This is a genomic window from Nostoc sp. JL23 (assembly GCF_017115065.1).
GTDB lineage: Bacteria > Cyanobacteriota > Cyanobacteriia > Cyanobacteriales > Nostocaceae > Nostoc > Nostoc punctiforme_A.
This window is the reverse complement of sequence record NZ_JABXKN010000126.1, coordinates 88651-108454: the sequence shown is the minus strand read 5'-3', so window position 1 is coordinate 108454 and position 19804 is coordinate 88651. Positions and strand designations below refer to the sequence as shown.

Sequence of the window (19804 nt, the reverse complement as noted above, 5' to 3'; positions counted from 1 at the left end):
TACTGAAAATCAGTTTTGACCCGGATTTTTATACTTGTCTCGAAGTTGGCGAAGAAGATATAAGGAATTAGACTGTGTTGGTTGTTGCAACACATTATTCCCATAATTAGGTTGTGGTAGTTGGGTCGGTTGTTGCAAGCCATAATTCCCATAATTAGATTGCGGTGGTTGCGTCGGTTGCTGCAAGCCATAATTCCCATAGGTAGATTGTGGTGATTGCATCGGCTGCTGCAAGCCATAATTCCCATACCCTACAGGGTTTGTGGGTGTGACAACACTTTGACTCGGACTTTGGCTAGAGTAAGGTACAGTACTACTTGGTGCTACATTAGGCACTACTTGACCGTTATTTAAATTAGTGTAGGGATTGTAGGGATTTTGCGGTAAGTTTGTACCCGTAGTTAACCCATTATTAGGCACTACTTGACCGTTATTTAAATTAGTGTAGGGATTTTGTGGTAAGTTCGTACCCGTTGATGTGTTACCTGTCCCAGTAGTTAACCGAGTGTTTGGTAGAGAATTCTGACTGGTTAAGCTATTGATGGGTGGCATTAAGGTTGTTCCTGGAGCGGAGACTTGCCCTACAGCATTTGTCTGAGTTGCAGTGTTACTACTGAAGCTAGACAATTTCTGGTTTGTCGATTGATTAAGCGCTGCTTGCAGAGGGTTGATAGAGAGAGAATTTTGATTCTTATTGGTTTGATTAGTGAATCCAACACCCAAGCTAGAAGATGTTTGGTCTCCCCCTGTTGGTTCAGATGCCGTATTTAAGGTTTTAAGACCTAGAAACGGGTTACTACTATCAACTGTTCCAGTACGCAATAAATTGTCTGTTTGTTGGACAAAGGGATTTTTCGCGGCTGGGGAGGTGTCGCCGTTAACACCTAAACCAGTATTTAATTTGGTATTATTAGTAGACTTTTGTTTGTTAATTACATCATCTAATGAGTCTTTGCTCTTTTTTGCCTCAGTCTGTTGTTCAGGCGCATTTGCCGTTGATGAGAGAGTTCCTTGCTCAAAGTCATTAAATAAAACTGGTAGGTTATCAATATCTGCTGCAATAGCTTTGTTTTCTTCTGACAGGGAAGAATCAGCAGACTTTTGTAAAACGACTGGTTTTTTTTGCTTATAAACGAAAATATCTGGGTTTGACCAGTATTCCCAGGTTGCTAGCCCAACTACAGATAAAAAAATCGCAGTTCCCCAAAAACCAGGCCGCCCTAGATTCCATAACCTGGCTTTGAGATAGCGTAAGTAAGCGGGAGGATAATGACGATGTGGCATGGGATTTGCTAAGTGAGATTTACTATAAATTGGTAAAATTCGACGGAAGAGGCATTGCTGTTTGATGTTTTTATTTGCCTGGGAAGGAAATATTTTAACTAAAGTTCGATTGTGATTTCATCGTAACTTCTCAAGAAATTATTAGTTATAAGTAAGTCAAAAATTTACTAATCACTATTTTAGACTAAACGGTTTAGTATTAAAAATAATTTTGAGTATCTTAGCTGCGATCGCCCCAGTTTCCATTTTCGCTATCTTGATTTTCTCTATGAATAACCGACAGATTAGTAGAGGTGGCATCTCTGCGGTGCAATAGTTGACCGCCATTGACTAAAGCGATCGCTAAGTCTATTTTCTAGACCTGATAAAACCAGATTTATGAATTATAACTGTACAGACGGGCTATGAAGCTCTTAATTCCTTCTTTTAATTATGATATACAAACTCCCTCAACAAAAGCTGTTGAGATGGATTGCATTGTTCCTAGTTGGAACATTTCTGCAATTTTTGTTTTACATCCCGACACCAGTCTTATCGCAAAATTCCAATAGCTGTAGCAATATTACAATCCCGCTTACATCTGAAGAACAAACTTATGCGCGTGCGGCTTGGCAGTATTTTGTCAAAAATTATCAGCCAGCAACGGGATTTACCAATTCTACTGGGGGTTATCCTTCAGGTACACTCTGGGATATGGGTAACTACCTGATGGCATTGAATGCTGCACGATGGTTGAATCTTACCGATCAAGCAGACTTCGATTCCCGCCTCAATAAGTTTTTGACAACTCTTAGCAGCCTAAAGTTATTTGAAGATGCCTTACCAAATAAAGTCTATAACGCAGCCACCGCACAGATGGTTGATTATGGTAACAATCCACTAGAGCGTGGTCTTGGCTGGTCTGCTTTGGATGTTGGGCGAATACTGGCTGCGTTTGATGTCATCCGTAACTGTCATCCTCAATATAATGACTGGCTTAAAGGAATTATAGCGAAGTGGCAGGTGGCGCGATCGCTCAAAGATGGACAACTTTTTGGCGCTACTGTTCTCCCTGATAACAAAACCTTACTAGTGCAAGAAGGACGACTCGGCTACGAAGAATACGGCGCTAGAGGTTATCAACTTTGGGGTTTCTCAGCACCCAAAGCTATTGCCTTAGAACCGTTTAAGTTAGTTGAAATTAATGGTGTGCAAATTCCTGTTGATAGCCGTGACTTTCAAAGCACCAACGCTAATAATTACGTTGTGAGTGAGTCTTATATTCTTGATGGGATTGAATTTGGCTTGCAAGGTGAATTAGCTGATTTTGCTGCTAGGGTTTTAGATGTGCAAAAACGGCGTTTTGATACCACAGGTCAGTTAACTGCGGTAACAGAGGATAATATCGACCAAGCACCTTATTTTCTCTACAACACCGTTTACGCCAACGGTACAAATTGGGCAACTATTACCGATGCTAATCAACCTTACCCACAGTTTCGCAGCCTCAGTACAAAAGCTGCTTTTGGCTGGCGCTATCTGTTTCCAGATAATGCTTATGCCCAAAAAGTTTTTGATGCAGTCAAGGATCTCCGCAGTCCTGATGATAGTGGTTACTATGCTGGGATCTATGAAGAATCAAAACAACCCAATAAAGCTTTGACTGGTAATACTAATGGGTTAATCTTGGAGATTTTATACTACAAAGCTAGGGGAAATCACCCTTTAATTGCTTCCACTTCTGCGAGTGTGTCTACTAGCAAGCCTAGTGAAAATGCTTCTCCAACAATCCCTGCAAATCAATCGAATTCTACTGTTATAACTCCGATCGCAATCCCTGCAAATCAAGCGAATCCTAATGTTACAACTCCGATCGCAACTTCTAAACCTACAGAAGTCGCTGTTGCACCTATTCCACCAGTGGATAGTCCCCAGCCATCATCTAACCTGAAACTAGATCGATCGCTAACGGCTGTTGAACGGCGTTATGCAGAAGCGGCTTGGCGATACTTTCAAGCGAATTATCACTCCAAGAGTGGGCTGATAGACGATCGCAGTGATTTCAAAGGTGCAACCCTCTGGGGATTGGGAGATTATCTCGCAGCACTCCATGCAGCGCGATCGCTCGATACAATTACCCCCAAAGAATTTGACCAGCGCACCCGCCATCTCTTGGGAGCTTTAACAAAGTTACCGTTATTTGCTGGGGAATTGCCGAGTCGGAGTTATGATACGCGATCACTCCAACCAATCGATTATGGTGGCAATCCAGTTCCCGCAGGAAACGGTTGGTCAGCTTTAGATTTAGGTAGAATGCTGGCAGCGCTTTACAACTTAAAAAGCTGTCATCCAGAATACACGGCTGCTGTAGATAAAATTGTCCTGGATTGGTCATACTTGCGTGTGGTGCGCGAAGGTATTCTTTCTAGTGCCACCGTTACCAAAGAACAAGATGGGCGATATCTCACCCGCGTTAACCCCGAAGCCCGCTTGGGTTATGAGGAATATGCCGCTCGTGCTTTTCAATTATGGGGGTTTAATCTTGAGCGTTCTGCTGTTGGGGGTGAATATCAAACTGCCTCAGTGGAGGGATTGAAAGTCCCAATTCAACGCCATCGCACAGATACTAATTCTAAAAACCAATACACAGTTAGCAATCCTTTTGTACTCTATGCATTGGAGTTTGGATTAGATCCAAAAATGCGATCGCTCTTTGAACCAATTTTTCAAGCACAAGCTGAACGTTACCGTCGCACCGGCACCCTCACAGCCTCAGCCACCACTTTAATCGATCGTAAGCCTTACAATGTCCACAGTACAATTACTGCAGAAGGGGAGTCTTGGGTAGCTTTAGGAGATGACGGTAAACCAGTACCCAAGGGGCGATTGGTAAGTACAGCAGTAGCTTTTGCCTATAATGCCCTGCTTCCAGAAAATAAGTATAGTCAACAATTACTGCAAGGAACCACTGATTTATATAATCCATTAGTTGGATTTTATGAGGGCTTCTATGAAACCACTGGCAAAACAGCAGTTGGTTTTACCAGCAGCACCAACAGTATGATTTTGCAATCCTTGCTATACAATGTGACAAATCACCAACCCTTAATTCGTCCGATTACTACTATGAAATCTCTTTGGTGGCAGACACTTACCAAGGGAAATTCTGGGCGAGGCCTACCAAACAGCGCCATACAACAAATCAAGCTAACTTCTGATAGCTCTGGAAGTTACTGGGTTTCAGATGGTGAAAATACTCACCTAGTAACTGGCACAAAATAACATAACCGAAACTCTGATTTTCAGATAGAGGCAATTCATGAATTGCCCATACAGTGTCTAGTTTTGTACAAGTACTAGTACCGCAAGGCGGGATTAAAAATTAAAAATTAAAAATTAAAAATGAATACAGCATAAGGGTTTCCTTGATTTGGAATGATTGGTTTATTTCCGCCGGTAATACCAAAATCCTTGTAGAGACGTATCAATGCTACGTCTCTACATCTAGATTTGTAGCTCAATTTAGCAAGGCCAATTTTAGGTTGATTGAGAAAAAATTGTTAGTCACAAATTTAACTAGGGAATACTTATTTTGATGGGGATGCAGATAAATTAACTATCGGGACTAAGATGACTTCAGTTTCTCTGACAAACTTTTCTGGTAACAGCCGCTCATTACTCAAAAAAAGAACGCTGTTATTTCGTTATTTAGCGGAAATCAATTTAATTTTTGGTATCTGGTATTTGCAATGGCGCGTCACCCATTCGATCAATTTTGATGCCCTCTGGATTTCTATTCCTTTACTGATAGCTGAGATTTACAGCTATTTCGGTGGCGTAATGTTTGTAATTGGGTTGTGGCGACCTTTGGTTAGACAAATTAAGTCTCTCGACCAGATGACCCCACCCATACCCAGAGCCGACTGGCCAACAGTAGATGTGTTTGTAACCTGCTACAATGAGCCGCCGGAAATTGTCGAAGAAACTGCCAAAGCTGCTCTGGCAATGGATTATCCGCCAATCAAGTTACGCGTTTATGTGCTGGATGATGGTAACTCGGCTGATATGCGAACGATGACAGAAAGATTGTGTATTGAAGATTTGCAGTCAGCACAATTACAGCTAGAAGCGGAACGGATTGATGCAGAACATTCTGGTTTGTTGGAGCGCTTGAAGCAACTGGAAAGTTTGACATCTAATACTCAAGCTGCCGAACAATGGCTGCAAACATCAGAATCAGTGATGAACCAGCCTGCGGCTGGATTTGTACAAAATTTGCGATCGCTGATTCTTTGGCTGCCTCCAGTACATCATACTATTAGCAATTATCCTGCCAAGACGCTGCGCGATCGCCTAATTATCGAACGGAAAACTTTAGAAGAAGCTATTTATAATAAAGAACTAGAACTAGTTGAACTGGCTCGTTTTCGTTACATTGCTCGTCCTAAGACGCCTGGTATAGCACATCATGCTAAAGCCGGCAACATCAATTACGCAATTTTTTCTGGAGAAACGGCAGGCAATTTTATTGTTACTCTAGATGCTGACCACATTCCCAAGCGAAATTTTCTCAAGCGCGTTCTGCCTTATTTCTACACCTATAATCTTTCAACAGGAAAATACGACCAGAATCAAATTGCTTTTGTGCAGACCCGCCAGGATTTTTACAATATTCCTCCAGGTGATCCTTTTGGACATCGAGCAAATTTATTTTATGGCCCACTTCAACAAGGTAAAGATGGCATGAATGCTGCGTTCTATACAGGCACAAATGCGATCCTCAGACGTGAGGCATTAGTTAGTGTAGGACTGCAAAATTTTGCTGATGAATTTGCCAAAGATGAAAAACGTTTAGATGAATTTGATTTAGTTGGTGGCGTATCCAGTAATAGCATTACGGAAGATATGAATACAGCCATGCGTCTGCATAGTGCTGGCTGGAAATCTATTTATCACAATGAACTTTTAGCAGAAGGTTTAGCGCCAGACGATCTAAGTTCTACTCTTAAACAGCGGCTACGCTGGGCACAAGGAACTATCCAAGTGCTACTGAAGGAAAATCCACTGACAAAATCAGGGCTAACATTTTGGCAAAGGTTGCAATATTTCAAGACGATGTATAGTTATTTCTCTGGTTTTGCAACTCTGGTTTTTATTGCTTGTCCAATTATCTATTTTTTTACGGACATTGTTCCAGTCAAAAGCTACGGACCTGACTTTGCGGTACACTTTTTCCCAGCTTTTATTATTAACCGTCTCACTTTCCTTACAGCTACTTGGGGCATTCCAGCGAAAGAAATTTGGCGTTATGAACAATATGCGATCGCTTTATTCCCTTTATTAATCCAGGCTGTATGGAGTGTGTTTACAGGACAAAAAATCAATTTTCAAGTAACACCTAAGCAACGTCAATCTGGAATTTATCTCCGGCTTGTTTGGCCGCAGTTGCTTGTTTTTACCCTTACCATTTTAGGGATATTATGGAGTCTTTACCAATTCGCCACTGGTCATTTAAATAATCCTGATGTTCACCTGCTTAATAGTGTATGGGCTATTTATAATTTATTACTTTTGTGGGCAATCATCCGCGCATCTGTTTGGCAGCCTCCAAAAGAAGTTTAGAAGAAAAAGTCGCAGCGATAGGTTGTTATGAATCAGAGTTAAATAAAGTATTTATGCAACTCGATAGCGTACTTATTCTGTCTCGTTTGTGGTCACGAGAGTTAGGTCAAAAAGGTGGCTATTTTGAAACTAGCTTTTTAAATTTATCGGCAATGGGTTGATGCTAGCTTTTTTACTATTATTGCAAATCATAGTAATCAACCAGTATTAAAACAAAGCTAATTCTAGAGTTTATTTATTGCAGTTTGTATTAATTAAATGCCAAAATATAACTACACAATAGAGAAATAAAACCATGAACTTGAGCGTAAAAGTACTAGAAATATCTGGAATCTTAGATGGTATTAGAGGTAACGAGCTACGTCGTGAAGTTAGCGGTATGCTAGCAAATGGAGCTGATATTTTGTTAATCGACATGAAAGATGTGAAGTTTATTGATAGCTCTGGTCTAGGTGCTTTAGTATCAGCGATGCAAATGGTACGAACTGCTAACGCTAAACTGTTTGTTTGTTCAATAAGCGATCAAGTCAGGATGTTATTTGAACTGACTAAAATGGATAGAATTTTCCAAACCTTTGCTGACAAAGATGAATTTCATCGCCAAATATTGGCAACGCAATAAGCTATTATGCAATCTCAATTTAAGTATGCATAATTGAGATTGTATTAATTAAAAGTTGAAAATTAAGGAGAATAATAATTTTTAATGAGAGCTTACTCCTACGGAGAAGCAAGCTAGGCAGAGCGTCTCGTAGAGAAGCGAATTGACTATTCTAACCAAAGTTAACTTTTACTAAAGATAAGTCATCATCAAGATTGTCTTGAGTATTTAAGGTGAGAATTTTCGCTAATAGTTGATTGATGTTACAGGTATTCTGACTATATTTGGTTAATAAGTCAATGAAAGCGTCGATCCCCCAAATTTTACCATCTGACTGATTAATTTCATAAACACCATCACTAAAGATGTATAAAGTGCTGTTTTCGTCGACTTCAAAAATAGCATCCTCAAATTGAACTTCAGGCAGAAAGCCAATTGGTAAATCTAAAGAATTTAGCTGTTTAAGTTCGATGTTGTTCGTGGAGGGATTAGATAACAGTAAAGCTGGTGGATGTCCAGCATTGGCATAAATCAGTTGACGTTTAAGGCGGTGATAAACTCCATACCAGATTGTAAAGTATTTATCACCATGTTTGCTCATTTGGAAAGCATGATTGAGCGCTCTGAGGACTTCGCTTGGTTGACAAAAATTAGTGTTTGGTAGAGATTGCGATCGCAAAACATTTAACACTGAAACTGATAAGAGGGCTGAACCTACTCCATGACCTGATACATCTAACAAATAAATTACCAAACGATCCTCGTCAATCCAATAATGGTCGAAGGAATCACCGCCTAGCTGTGCTGAGGGAATAAACAGATTTTCTGTAGTTACTGCTCCTACAAGTGGTAAGGGTAAAAGCGATCGCACATAGGCTGCTGCTTCAGACAATTCTGCTTCTAAAATTTGCTTTTGGGTTTGCAAATCCTGATTGAGTGTCTCCAAAACTTGCTTTTGACTTTGTAAATCCTGATTTAGTTGGTGTAACCTTAGTCCTGCTCTTACGCGTGCTTTCAATTCATTCATCTCTATTGGTTTAGAGATAAACTCATCAGCTCCAGCGTCAAGTCCCCTAACTCTATCTTCCTCCTCTCCTCGAGCTGCTCCCCTAGCTGTCAATAGAATAAAAAAAGTAGTTGCTAACTCTGGATCTGTTCTAATTCGACGACACACTTCTAGCCCATCTACTTGTGACATCATCCAGTCACAGATGATCAAAGCCGGATGTAGCAGTTGTGCTTGTCTAATTCCTTCTTCGCCATTGCTGGCTACAGTAATCTCATAACCCTGTCTTTGGAGCGTACTTTTCAGGACAGCTCGTACTGTCGGATCGTCATCAATAACCAGAATTTTAAACATAAATTACAATTTATTAAGTAAAATGTTCGCTAAATAGTTGCTTTAATTTAAGTTATATGCAATTTAATTTTTAATGTATAGTAAAAATACTCAAATTGAATAAACTAATTAACGAATATGATGATTAAAAAATATTGCCTTAGTTAAGAAGTGAATCAGAAAATTTATCTTAAAGTAAATACAGACCTGACAGCTTCACCTCAAGTTTTGTCTTGGTTCGAGCAGATGAATCAACCACCTATTCCCGATCAAGAAATTTGGTGGCAATGTCAAACACTTTTGATAGAAGGCTTTACTAACATTGTTGAACATGCCCATAAAAATTTGCCTATTGAAACTCCTATTGAGATAGAAGCTGTGCGGTTAGATAAATACATAGAAATCCGTATCTGCTCTCAAGGACAGCCCTTTGACTTAGAGCAAAAATTACGGCAAACATCTGAATTTGAGGGTAACGTTCAAGAGCGCGGACGTGGTTTAAAAATTCTATCCGCCATTGCCGACAAGTTGAGCTATGAGCCAACAGCAGATAATCGTTACTGTTTATTTATTAGTAAATCTTATTAAAGATACCTATGAGAAGAGTTAGGAGTTAGGAGTTATCATTAAAAACTCTTGGATGCGTTTAATAAAGTCTTCTAACTCTAAGATTAAATTATTAGCACCTCGACGCTCTTGTTTGTAAGCTAATTGTTCTAGTTTTTCTGCTGCCAGATGCATGGTTGTAATTCCCATATTGGCACTAGCACCTTTAATTTGATGACCTTGGAGCGTTATTTGCTCAAAGTCATGAGCTGTGATCGCTATTTTAATTAACTCTAGACGAGGTTGAATATCCTCAACAAATATTTGCAGTAGTTCCAATTCAAATTCTGGGTTATTTTCTGAGAGTTGGTGCAAGCGTTTCCAATCAATTGGGAGGTTAACTGAACCTACATCTGTTGTACAAACTGTTTCCTCCAAGGCAGCTGCTTCTTTTGCCTCAGATATCACATTTCCCCAACGCTCTAGCGTCGCTGCCAAATCTTCTTTTATTACTGGCTTGCTCAAATAGTCATCCATTCCAGCATCTAGACACATTTGTTGGTCTTCTCTCATCGCATTAGCTGTCATTGCAATTACCACCGGACGATAACCACTAGCAAAATAGCTTTCTTGCAAACGGTGAATTTCTTTTGTGGTTTCTAAACCATCGAGAACTGGCATTTGGCAATCCATCAGAATTAAATCGTAGGGAATTTTTTCTAATAGCTGCAAAACTTCTTGCCCATTACCAGCGACATCAGCACTATAACCCAGGTTTTGGAGTTGCTTCAAAGCGACTTTCTGATTCACCAAATTATCTTCGGCTAAGAGAATCCTTAATTTATGGGATTTAGGAGAATAATAGTTGCGGTTGTTTTCAGGATTTTTTAGTTTTAAATCCGGAATTTTGACCTCTGACTCCTCTTCTGGGTGCGTTCCTAAAATAGTCATGATGGTATCGAGGAGTCGCGACGGCTTAACAGGTTTGACTAAATAAGCTGCAAATCCTATTTTTAGCGATCGCTGAATTTCATCGCGTTGATTAGTAGAAGTAAGCATAATCAAAGGTAGCCCAGCGATCGCTGAATTTGCTTTAATTTGTTCTCCTAAAGTCATGCCATCTATTTCTGGCATCTGCATATCAATCACAGCTATGTCATAGAAATTTTTTTGTTTGGCGGCTTCCTGAATAGCTTTGAGGGCAGTAGTAGCCGAAGCAGCTTGATCCACCAGCATCCCCCAACGGGTAGCTTGATGGTAAATGATTTTGCGATTAGTAGCATTATCATCCACCACTAACAAGCGCCGATTGACCAAAAGTTCGCGTTCGCCTTCTAAGGAAATAGAGTTAAGTTGTTTGGGGAGAGTTACTTCAAACCAAAACTTAGATCCTTTGCCCAACCGACTTTCTACACCCATTTCTCCTCCCATCAAGCTTACCAGTTGCTTGCAGATGGCTAATCCCAAACCTGTGCCGCCATATTTACGGGTGGTGGAAGCATCTACTTGAGTAAATGGCTTAAAGAGTTTGGATTGATCTTCAGGAGTAATGCCAAGACCGGTATCTACGATCGCAAAATAGATGGTGGCTGTAGTCAGGGAAAGCGATCGCAATTCTGCTCGTAATACTACCTCTCCATTGCTGGTGAACTTAATCGCATTGCTAATCAGGTTCATGATAATTTGTCGCAAGCGGCCAGCATCGCCTTGGAGCTGGGTGGGGACGTTGCTGTAGATTAATCCGGCAATTTCTAATCCCTTCTGATGGGCTGAGGGAGCTAATAATTCCAATACTTCTTCTACACAGGTAGATAAATCAAAATCTAGAGTTTCTAGTGCCATTTCCCCAGCCTCTAGTTTGGAAAGATCCAAAATTTCGTTGATCAGGCTTAAGAGAGCATCACCACTAATGCGAATTGTTTCCATAAAATCCCGCTGCTCGGAGTTTAGGGGAGTTTCTAACATTAAGCTTGTCATCCCCAACACAGCATTCATGGGAGTCCGAATTTCATGGCTCATGTTGGCCAAAAAAGCACTTTTGGTTTGAGAAGCTAATTCAGCTTGCTGACGAGCAATTTCGAGTTCTCGTCGCTGTTGAGTTTCTGCATCTAACATTTGGGCTTGAGCTAAGGCAATACCTACTTGGTCAGCTATTTGCCGTAAAAGATGAGTTTCAAAGCTAGACCATTGGCGGGAAGTGCCGCACTGATGGACAATCAGTAAACCGCAGAGTTCTTCTTTAACAAGAATGGGTATGACTAAATTACACTGGACTCCAAATTGTTGCAGTAATTCAAGATGGTTTTTTTGGACTTCAGCTATATCCAAGTCAGCAAGCCCTAGATTCGGTTTTTGACGGTACTGTTGTAGATAGTACTGTTGGATGTATTCGGCTTGAAAGTAAGTATCGACTAGCTCTTTATCTTTAATTGCCAACCAGCCAGAAATTACTGCCTCAACCACGGTAGCTCTAGAGCCATCTGTCAAAGGCTGATAAATCAAAACTCGGTCGCTATGGAGAATTTTTTGTACCTCGGTGACAGTGATTTGGAGAATTTCTTTGATTTGCAAAGACTGACGAATTTTGAGGGTGATTTCAGTAAATAGTTGCGATCGCAAGTTTTGGCGTTGGAGTTGTTCTTCTGCCTGCTTACGCTCAATAAACTGTCCTACTTGCTCACCAATCGAATTCATGACTTTTGCCAAATCTGGGTCAGCTTGCTGGATTTCATGGCTCAAGCAGGTAATCACACCGATAATTTTTTTACCACTACGGATCGGAAAACCGAAAGCTCCGTGCAGTTCTGCTTCGGCAGCGATTTGAGAGCGGATAAAACTCCGATCTTTAACAACATCAGCGATCCAAACAGGTTCAAGACTAGCCCAGACACGACCAGGCAGACCAATTCCTGGTGTAAACTTAATCTGCCGACTCAGGATGTCAAACTCTTGCATCTCGAAGGAGATTTTATACCATGAATTCAGCAAACAAAGTACATTTGCTCGCCCATCTAGCATCCAAAATTCACTTAAATCCCATCCCAAAGTTTCGCAGATTCCTTGGAGGATTTGGGGCATGGCTTCATTGATTGTAGTTGACTCTGCTAAGATGCGAGTTGTAACATACTCTGCTTTCAGATGCTGTTCAGTTTGTTGGCGTAAGCGAAGTTCCTCGAAGACATCGCTGATGTCGATACCTGTGGCAACAATGTATTCAACGTAGCCCTCATGGTTTTGTAAGATAGTGTTAGTCCAGACAATCAGTCGCCGACTGCCATCCTTAGTTAGCCAATGGCTTTCGTATTCTTTAGGTGCTTCACCAGATCGCAACTGCTCAAAAACTGCTTTAACTGGCTCCATCTCTTCAGGAGGTAGAAACAAGTTCCAGAAATATCTTCCTTTCACCTCATCAAATGAGTAACCAGTAGTTTTTTCACAAGCTTGATTGAAGCGAACTATTTGCCCTTTAGGATCAAGAACTATTACCAAAGCGCTCGTTGTATCAAGGACTGCTGAAATAAAATTGCGTTCTTGATTCAGTGTTTCCTCTGTTAATTTACGTTCTTTTGCCTCACGATAAATCAAGTAGTAGACTATAGCCAGAACCAGGAAACTTAGGCAAACAGCGATCGCATGTATCAAAAGAGTATTGCGGGCACTATTGTTTGTGATTTTTAACTGCTGCTGAAGTTTTTCTGTCTCTTTTTTTTCCATCTCATGAATGATATTGCGGATATCACTCATTAAGTTATTTCCCCGATCTGTATTTATTACCAATAATGCAGCATCTAATCCTAAATTCTGGCGCAAGTCGATAGTCTTTTTTAGTTCGTTCAGTTTTACTGTAATCAGGCGTTGAAGTGTATTTAGTTGACTCACTTGCTTAGAATCATCTGCTATTAATTTTTTTAGCTCCTTAATTTCAGGAGTAAGTTTACTAATTGCTGTCTGATATGGTTTGAGATACGCATCCTGTTTAGTGAGTATATAACCGCGTTGTCCCGTTTCTGCATCCTTGATGTTAGACAGTAGTTCTTGCAAATTGTTGATTGTCAGTTGGGTCTTGTTCAACTTTTTACTAGTATTAATCAACACTTCTGTACTCTTGTACGAGATCGTGCCAATCAGGACTAAAATTGCTGACGCCAAGCCAAACCCGACGGCAACCTTTTTTAAAAATTGTTTGCGTATCTTCTGCACCTGTTTGCGTGTATCACTCGCCAATACTAAACTTGCTAAGGTGCGCCGCATTTCTAGTTGCTTAATTACCTGGCGACCTAGAATTCGTAATGCTTCAAATTGTTCTGGAGAGAGGTTTCTTGGTACATGGTCAATGACACAAAGTGTTCCTAACGTATATCCTTCAGGGTTAGTCAGCGGCACACCAGCATAAAACCGAACATTCGGGTTAGAGGTGACTAGCGGGTTTGTTGCAAACCTTTCGTCTTCTGTGGCATCAGGCACAATAAAAACTTCAGGTTGCAGAATCGCATGGGCGCAGAATGCCATATCTCGGGGTGTTTCTAGAGCATCCAAACCAACTTTTGACTTGAACCACTGACGATTAGTATCAATTAAGCTGATTAAAGCAATGGGAGTTCCACAAATAGATGAGGCTAAACGGGTCAGGTCGTCAAAGGCAGCTTCCGAAGGGGTATCGAGTATTTTATACTGCAAAAGAGATTCGATTCGCTGTTTTTCGTTATCAGGTAATGATGCTTTCATTCTTCAGTCTTATACCATTTTAGATTTTAAAAAAATAGAATTCAGAATTCAGAATTCAGGAGTCAGAATTCAGAAGACAATTGATAGTCAAAGTTTATAATTTGAAGAAAATCAAAAAATCAAAAATATATAGCACGTTTGATTCTATATTCATTTTGAATTTTGAATTCTGCCCCTGCCTCCTAAAATTTGACCCGCAACTGTCCTGTGAAGGAATTACCACCGTAGGCACTTCTCCCGGTTTCTTGATTGCGGACATTACTAAAGCTATAGCCCAAGTCTGCTTCTATACTGGGCGACAGTTTTACCGTACAGCGCGTTTGATAGGTATTGGCGTTGTCAAATTCTCCTTTAAGTCGCTGTCGTCCTAAGTTGGCAGCGAGGCGGCAGCGTAAGAATTGAGCAATATCTCCCTCCCAAGCTACTTCACCGTTGTAAACTAAGAAATCTGGTGGAGAAAAATAACCGCTTGTGCGTTCTAAATCGCGATCGTAACTCCAAGTGAATAAGTTAGCTGCCAAAGAAAATTGTCCGAACTTGCGCTCTAACCTACTAAAAGACTGCACCTCGGAATTACCATCGTTGTAACTACCCAAACGCAATGACGAAAATAAGCTGGTATTACGGTCAATCTGCCAGTATAAATCAGGCCCAAATCGCCAAGTAGTAATTTGATTGTCTAAAGTTCGAGCATTGGATTTATAAGGCCCTTGTTCTAAATTACCTGATATTATTACTGCCGATAGCAATCGACCTGATGACGAAACTCGCGGCAGCGAAATGGGAGCATCCACCTTAACATTGAGATTGATAGCTGTAGGTAAACGATTGAACACATCGACTCCGGCTGCTGTTTGTAGAGTCACTTGTCCAATTTTTCCTTGCCATCCAACTTGCAAGGGAAAATTGGTAATTGATTCAACACCGCGTTGCTCAAAGAAGTTAAAACCTGTCTTGAAAAATATTTTATTGCCATTTCTCAATCGAAACTGAACTGTTGGTTCTAGGAAAAAATTAGTTTGGCCAAAGTTGTCTGTCTCATAGTGATAGTCTGTATGAATACTTTCCAAAACTGCATCCGGCGTTTTTGGTTCGGTGGCAGTTGTTGGTGGGCTAGAATTCTGGGGTGGTTCGGGTAGCGATGGTGGGCTAGAATTCTGCTGCGGTGGTTCGGGTAGCGATGGCGGTAATCGCAAATCAGGATTGAAGTTTTCGGGTGCCGCCAGCAAAATAGGTGTTGATTTTAATCGATAGGGGAGTGGTTTTGAGTATTGCTCTGCTGACTCAGGATTTACTGTGGTGACTTGCTCAGTCAATTCTGAAGGTGATTTCCAGGTCTGATGTGCTTGGGCTGCTTGTAATTTAGCTTCTGATAATATCCAAATACCTACGCTACAGATTACTCCCAATTGAATCTGTAGGCATCCCAAAAGAAATACAGTGTACAAACTATATGGAGAAACAAATAGATAGGGTCTAAAACTATATACCATAGGTTGATACTATATTTGAAATGAAAAACTTGCCACCAAATAGTTTTCTGGTTGCTAGCTGATGTATTCGGACTGGGATTATGATGCCCATAATCGATGCTTGTTAAGACATAGGAAAGGTAAAAGGCGTAAAGGCGTTAATTTGGTGGGATATAGAAGTTCCCAGGTGCATGAAGTACATATTAAAACCTCACCCCCAACCCCTCTTTTTATCAAGGGGTTGGGAGTGAGGTTAAGCTGTAGCTGATTCTGATTAGGAAACGCTATATTCGAGCCGATAGTTAGTGTGATTTTGACGAACTGCCAACAGTGATTTTTGAGTCTGCTGTTCCCATTTCAGAGTTTTCAGCATTGTCAATTTCAAGACTTCGGAGCAATTCTCGAATTACATCTGTTGCTGGTCTTCCTGTGAGAGTACAGTATTGTTCAAGTTTCTTCATTTCCTCGGTTGTGAGATTTACTGTCAGTCGTTTAACAGCCCATTTTTTCTTCATAATTTTTTTGGATCTTGAATATGTTGCTTTTTCTCGAAATCACCACGTCATTACGATTACTCCCGTAGTGCATAGCCTACACCACGGACTGTATGAATCAAACGTCTTTCATTATTTTCTTCTAACTTAAGTCGCAAATAACGAATATATACTTCAATAATATTAGAATCACCCATGAAATCGTAACCCCAAACTTTCTCTAAAATTTGATCTCTAGTAAATACTTGACGGGGATGTGAAAGGAGATATTCTAATAAGTCAAATTCTTTTGCTGTTAACTGAATGCTTCGTTTTTCCCGAAATACTTCACGAGTGCGCTTATTTAAGCTTAAATCTTCAAATTGCAACAAATCCTCGTCTGTTTCTTGCGTGCGCCGGAGATGAGCGCGAATTCTAGCTAATAGTTCCTCAATGCTGAATGGCTTAACTACATAATCATCGGCTCCTGCATCTAATCCGGCGACGCGATCGCTCACTTCATCTTTTGCTGTCAACAAAATCACTGGTACTGTACTACCTGTTGTTCGCAAGCGTCGACAAATTTCCAAACCCGTCAACCCTGGAAGCATCCAATCCAGAATTGCTAAATCTGGTGATGAATCTCGCGCCAGAGTCAAGCCCGCGATGCCATCATGGGCAACACTTACCCGGTATCCTTCGCTATTAAGCTCTAATTCGACAAATCGCGCCAGTTTGACTTCATCTTCCACCAAAAGGATATGTGCTGTCATATTTTTGCTCCTAAAGCAGGTAATGTAAGAATAAAAGTGCTACCATAACCTGGCTTTGAAAGAATGGCAATTTTGCCTCCCATACCTTCGGTTAGGTATTTCACAATCGATAAACCCAAACTTGCTTTGCCAGTTAAAGGAGGGCTGCCTTTATTTTCACAGGAAACGGGGTGACTTCCAAATAGATTACCCGATGCTTAAATTTCTGGCATTGCTAATTAGATGTATGAATATTGGTGTAGAAATGTTGCATTGCCAAATATCTACAAAGGTTTTGAAATCACGCAAAATCATTTTTATCCTGGAATTCAGCAACGCCAAATTTCTCTGTCATCTGTACTATGTCTGCAATCAAATCAAGAAACTGGGGATCTGAGTCTTGCAATTTTTACAAATCAGATAGAATTACTATATGTAGGTAAACTGATTGTAAACATACTCCCTTCTCCTAACTTTGATTCCACACTGACACTACCTCCCATACCTTCTACAAGAGTCTTAACAATCGATAAGCCCAAACCACAACCCCCAGTCTTATGAGAGCGAGATTCATCTACACGATAAAATCTCTCAAATATGCGTGCTTGCTGTTGTAAAGGAATGCCATAACCTTTATCACAAACTTGAATAATAGCCCGATCTTGAAGCTGATTTAACTTAAAAATTATGGGTGTGTTAGCATCAGAATACTTAATGGCGTTATCAATTAAATTTAATAACACTTGTTTAAAGCGACTATAATCTGCTTTGATCTCAATTGGATAAATTTCTGACTCGATTGTAATTGTGCGATCGCTATATTTTTTTGCCATCATGACAACTTCTTCAACCAAGTCATTCAGCACATAAGATTTCATTTGAAAGTATAAGTAACCGCTATCTGCACGGGCTAAATCAAGTAAATCTTGTAGCAGACGAATAGTGCGTTCAGCTTCTGATGCCGCAGTTTCTAAAGCTTCTTGCTGAGTTTGAGTTAAATTATTCTGCCTTCGTAAGACGCTTTGCAAATAACCATGTACAATTGTCAAAGGCGTGCGTAATTCGTGAGAAACATTACTCACAAATTCTCGCTCTTGCTCCCATGACTGGGAAAGGCGTGATAACAGCATAGTTAAAGTTTGAGCTAATTCTTTAACTTCACTGGGTGCATTATCAAAATATAGCTGCGCTTGTCCTAAATCTTCAGCAGAAATCACAGAAGCCATTTGATTTAGCTGGCGCAGAGGTTGCAAAGAACGCTTAATATAAAATGCGATCGCAACAGTTAAAACAATAACTGCCAAAACACTAGTAATACCTAAACTCTGCACCATTACCACAAACATTCTCTGTTCGCGGGTAATATCCTTGACTACAAATAACTCACCCAGTAACTTACCCTGCACTTGCACAGTACTACCACATAAAACAAAATAGCTTTGGTTCACTTTGTAAACTTGTGGTTTAATCGGCATTTTAGTCAGGGTCATTAACTCAGCTATCGTAGTATCAGATAATAAATCTAAAGTGGTAGATTTTGCTAAAATTTTATTATCGGGACTTTTTAGCCATAATAATGTATTGGTATTTGCCAAATTATTAATAGCCTTTTGTAACCCAGTTTCAGGTTGCATCATTTCACTATAAATTTGCACATCTTGCGGCAAGCGCTTGGCAATTTCTTCTATATTATATTTATGACTATCAACTAAAATTTGCTGCATTTTCCAACTAGTCCATGTAGCAAGGCTACCTAATACCAAAGCTGAAAATGATGCAATACCAACTGTGAGGCGTGACTGTAAGGAAAAGGGATCTATATTTATCCCAACTTTTATGATTTGCTTCACTGTTTCGGTTGCGTTTTCGGTGTTTAATAAAGTTTCAAAAATAAAATCAGACTGCTAAATATAAAATTACTGTTAACCGCGACATCTTTAGTTATAACTGATTTGAACTTACCTCTTTTGTATACATATATTCAAAAGTGCAGCTATTCCAAAAAGATTGCTAAAAATTTTTATTTTATCGCCCTCTCAAAATCCGCTAACTCTTGTCTAATAATAGTCTAAATGTATTTACTAGTAATTAAATGAATTTTTGCTGAGAATTCCCTTAAAATTTTTAATCCTCGAAATTGATTCCGAGGCGGGTTGGTAACAACAAACCTTTTTGATGAAGGCGAGAGAGAATCAGATTTGGATGTTGTTATGTTAAAGCGATCGCGTTTTTATCCTTCTCTATTTCTGGTTCTTGATCCTGTGCTTCATATTCACCAAATTGCTGGATTAATTTGGCAACTAAACCTGTCCAGCCAGTTTGATGACTAGCGCTAATTCCGGCTCAGTTATCACCATGAAAATACTCATAAAATAAAATCAAATTTTGCCAGTGTGGATCGTTTTGAAACTTTTGCATTCCACCATAAACAGGACGTTTCCCAGAATCCTTTTGTCAGAAAATTCTGGTTAAGACGAGAGCGACATTATTAATGAACCACAAAAAGCGAAGGAGGCTAACGGTAACTTCAACCTATTGATTGATAATCTCTAGATATGGCCGCGGTTGGTGAAAACCCTGGAGTGAAGCATCGATGATGAGGCAAACTTCGATATGCATACCATCAGGATCGGAAAATGATAAGTTAAGTACTGGACCAAGGTCAGCGATCGCGCCATCACTCACTCCTCGATCTATCAGTTTGCGGCGGATAATCTGAAATGCTGATTCTGTTGGGGCATTCAAAGCTAAGTGGTCGATGTGTCCCCGTCCAAACATATCCGGCAATCCAGAACTATGAATATTATTAGGCATCTCTGCTGCGTGAAGCACGCTCTGCGATCCAGCTAGCAGAAGTGCGTGACGAAAAGCTGGGGTCGTCTCTTGAAAGATTACTGGCATCTCGAATACATCAGTATAGAAGTCGATAAAGCGGTCGATATCTGCTGTCACCACTGCAACATGGTGGATACCTGATACAAGGCTCATGGTGTTGCTCCAGTTGGATTGTG

12 protein-coding genes and 2 pseudogenes are annotated in these 19804 nt (G+C 40.2%); 4 read left to right on the top strand and 10 right to left on the bottom strand.

All coding sequences use genetic code 11. The features are described from left to right. Nucleotides 1-9 precede the first annotated feature (9 nt). Nucleotides 10-1284, bottom strand: a complete 1275-nt coding sequence (locus HWQ42_RS25905; RefSeq protein ID WP_292817084.1) for a hypothetical protein — start codon at nucleotides 1282-1284, stop codon at nucleotides 10-12. 432 nt (nucleotides 1285-1716) lie between these two features. On the opposite strand from HWQ42_RS25905, the gene HWQ42_RS25900 reads away from it, so the two are divergent. From HWQ42_RS25900 to HWQ42_RS25890, 3 genes are all read left to right on the top strand, one after another. Beyond that, the gene (locus HWQ42_RS25900; protein ID WP_292817083.1) at nucleotides 1717-4545 is read left to right on the top strand and encodes a DUF3131 domain-containing protein; all 2829 of its coding nucleotides are present in this window, start codon (nucleotides 1717-1719) and stop codon (nucleotides 4543-4545) included. A gap of 348 nt (nucleotides 4546-4893) precedes the next feature. After that, nucleotides 4894-6885, top strand: a complete 1992-nt coding sequence (locus HWQ42_RS25895) for a glycosyltransferase (protein WP_292817082.1) — start codon at nucleotides 4894-4896, stop codon at nucleotides 6883-6885. 295 nt (nucleotides 6886-7180) lie between these two features. After that, complete coding sequence (locus tag HWQ42_RS25890) at nucleotides 7181-7507, top strand: STAS domain-containing protein (protein ID WP_292737603.1); 327 nt, start codon at nucleotides 7181-7183, stop codon at nucleotides 7505-7507. Between the two features lie 151 nt (nucleotides 7508-7658). Here the strand turns inward: HWQ42_RS25890 and HWQ42_RS25885 are convergent, their stop codons facing one another. Then, nucleotides 7659-8846 (bottom strand): SpoIIE family protein phosphatase, encoded by a 1188-nt coding sequence (locus tag HWQ42_RS25885; RefSeq protein WP_292817081.1) that lies wholly within the window; start codon nucleotides 8844-8846, stop codon nucleotides 7659-7661. A gap of 150 nt (nucleotides 8847-8996) precedes the next feature. Here HWQ42_RS25885 and HWQ42_RS25880 point away from each other — a divergent pair, with 150 nt between their 5' ends. Further along, the gene (locus tag HWQ42_RS25880) at nucleotides 8997-9413 is read left to right on the top strand and encodes an anti-sigma regulatory factor (protein WP_292817080.1); all 417 of its coding nucleotides are present in this window, start codon (nucleotides 8997-8999) and stop codon (nucleotides 9411-9413) included. An 18-nt stretch (nucleotides 9414-9431) separates the two neighbouring features. On the opposite strand, the gene HWQ42_RS25875 is transcribed toward HWQ42_RS25880, so the two are convergent. The 8 genes and pseudogenes from HWQ42_RS25875 to HWQ42_RS25840 form a co-directional block, all read right to left on the bottom strand. Continuing rightward, nucleotides 9432-14096 carry a response regulator gene (locus HWQ42_RS25875; protein WP_292817079.1) on the bottom strand — a complete coding sequence of 1555 codons (4665 nt, stop codon included), beginning with the start codon at nucleotides 14094-14096 and terminating at the stop codon, nucleotides 9432-9434. Nucleotides 14097-14278: 182 nt separating this feature from the next. Then, entirely contained in the window at nucleotides 14279-15589 is a 1311-nt protein-coding gene (locus tag HWQ42_RS25870) for a hypothetical protein (protein ID WP_292817078.1), read from the bottom strand. Nucleotides 15590-15870: 281 nt separating this feature from the next. Further along, nucleotides 15871-16083 carry a CopG family transcriptional regulator gene (locus HWQ42_RS25865; RefSeq protein ID WP_292737612.1) on the bottom strand — a complete coding sequence of 71 codons (213 nt, stop codon included), beginning with the start codon at nucleotides 16081-16083 and terminating at the stop codon, nucleotides 15871-15873. Nucleotides 16084-16139: 56 nt separating this feature from the next. Continuing rightward, the gene (locus HWQ42_RS25860) at nucleotides 16140-16814 is read right to left on the bottom strand and encodes a response regulator transcription factor (protein WP_292817077.1); all 675 of its coding nucleotides are present in this window, start codon (nucleotides 16812-16814) and stop codon (nucleotides 16140-16142) included. After that, nucleotides 16811-16936 (bottom strand): annotated as a pseudogene (locus HWQ42_RS25855) (ATP-binding protein); the annotation flags it as partial. The gene HWQ42_RS25860 and the pseudogene HWQ42_RS25855, both read right to left, overlap by 4 nt. 273 nt (nucleotides 16937-17209) lie before the next feature. Next, the gene (locus HWQ42_RS25850; protein WP_292817076.1) at nucleotides 17210-18643 is read right to left on the bottom strand and encodes a HAMP domain-containing sensor histidine kinase; all 1434 of its coding nucleotides are present in this window, start codon (nucleotides 18641-18643) and stop codon (nucleotides 17210-17212) included. A 358-nt stretch (nucleotides 18644-19001) separates the two neighbouring features. Then, nucleotides 19002-19265 (bottom strand): annotated as a pseudogene (locus HWQ42_RS25845) (hypothetical protein); the annotation flags it as partial. A gap of 60 nt (nucleotides 19266-19325) precedes the next feature. Beyond that, complete coding sequence (locus HWQ42_RS25840) at nucleotides 19326-19781, bottom strand: VOC family protein (RefSeq protein ID WP_292817075.1); 456 nt, start codon at nucleotides 19779-19781, stop codon at nucleotides 19326-19328. Nucleotides 19782-19804: the final 23 nt, after the last annotated feature.

What these genes read in the sequence shown, in the direction of transcription:
- HWQ42_RS25885 (WP_292817081.1), bottom strand. Translation starts at nt 8,846, where the DNA reads ATGTTTAAAATTCTGGTTATTGATGACGATCCGACAGTACGAGCTGTC.
- HWQ42_RS25865 (WP_292737612.1), bottom strand. Translation starts at nt 16,083, where the DNA reads ATGAAGAAAAAATGGGCTGTTAAACGACTGACAGTAAATCTCACAACC.
- HWQ42_RS25875 (WP_292817079.1), bottom strand. Translation starts at nt 14,096, where the DNA reads ATGAAAGCATCATTACCTGATAACGAAAAACAGCGAATCGAATCTCTT.
- HWQ42_RS25860 (WP_292817077.1), bottom strand. Translation starts at nt 16,814, where the DNA reads ATGACAGCACATATCCTTTTGGTGGAAGATGAAGTCAAACTGGCGCGA.
- HWQ42_RS25840 (WP_292817075.1), bottom strand. Translation starts at nt 19,781, where the DNA reads ATGAGCCTTGTATCAGGTATCCACCATGTTGCAGTGGTGACAGCAGAT.
- HWQ42_RS25890 (WP_292737603.1), top strand. Translation starts at nt 7,181, where the DNA reads ATGAACTTGAGCGTAAAAGTACTAGAAATATCTGGAATCTTAGATGGT.
- HWQ42_RS25900 (WP_292817083.1), top strand. Translation starts at nt 1,717, where the DNA reads ATGATATACAAACTCCCTCAACAAAAGCTGTTGAGATGGATTGCATTG.
- HWQ42_RS25895 (WP_292817082.1), top strand. Translation starts at nt 4,894, where the DNA reads ATGACTTCAGTTTCTCTGACAAACTTTTCTGGTAACAGCCGCTCATTA.
- HWQ42_RS25870 (WP_292817078.1), bottom strand. Translation starts at nt 15,589, where the DNA reads ATGGTATATAGTTTTAGACCCTATCTATTTGTTTCTCCATATAGTTTG.
- HWQ42_RS25905 (WP_292817084.1), bottom strand. Translation starts at nt 1,284, where the DNA reads ATGCCACATCGTCATTATCCTCCCGCTTACTTACGCTATCTCAAAGCC.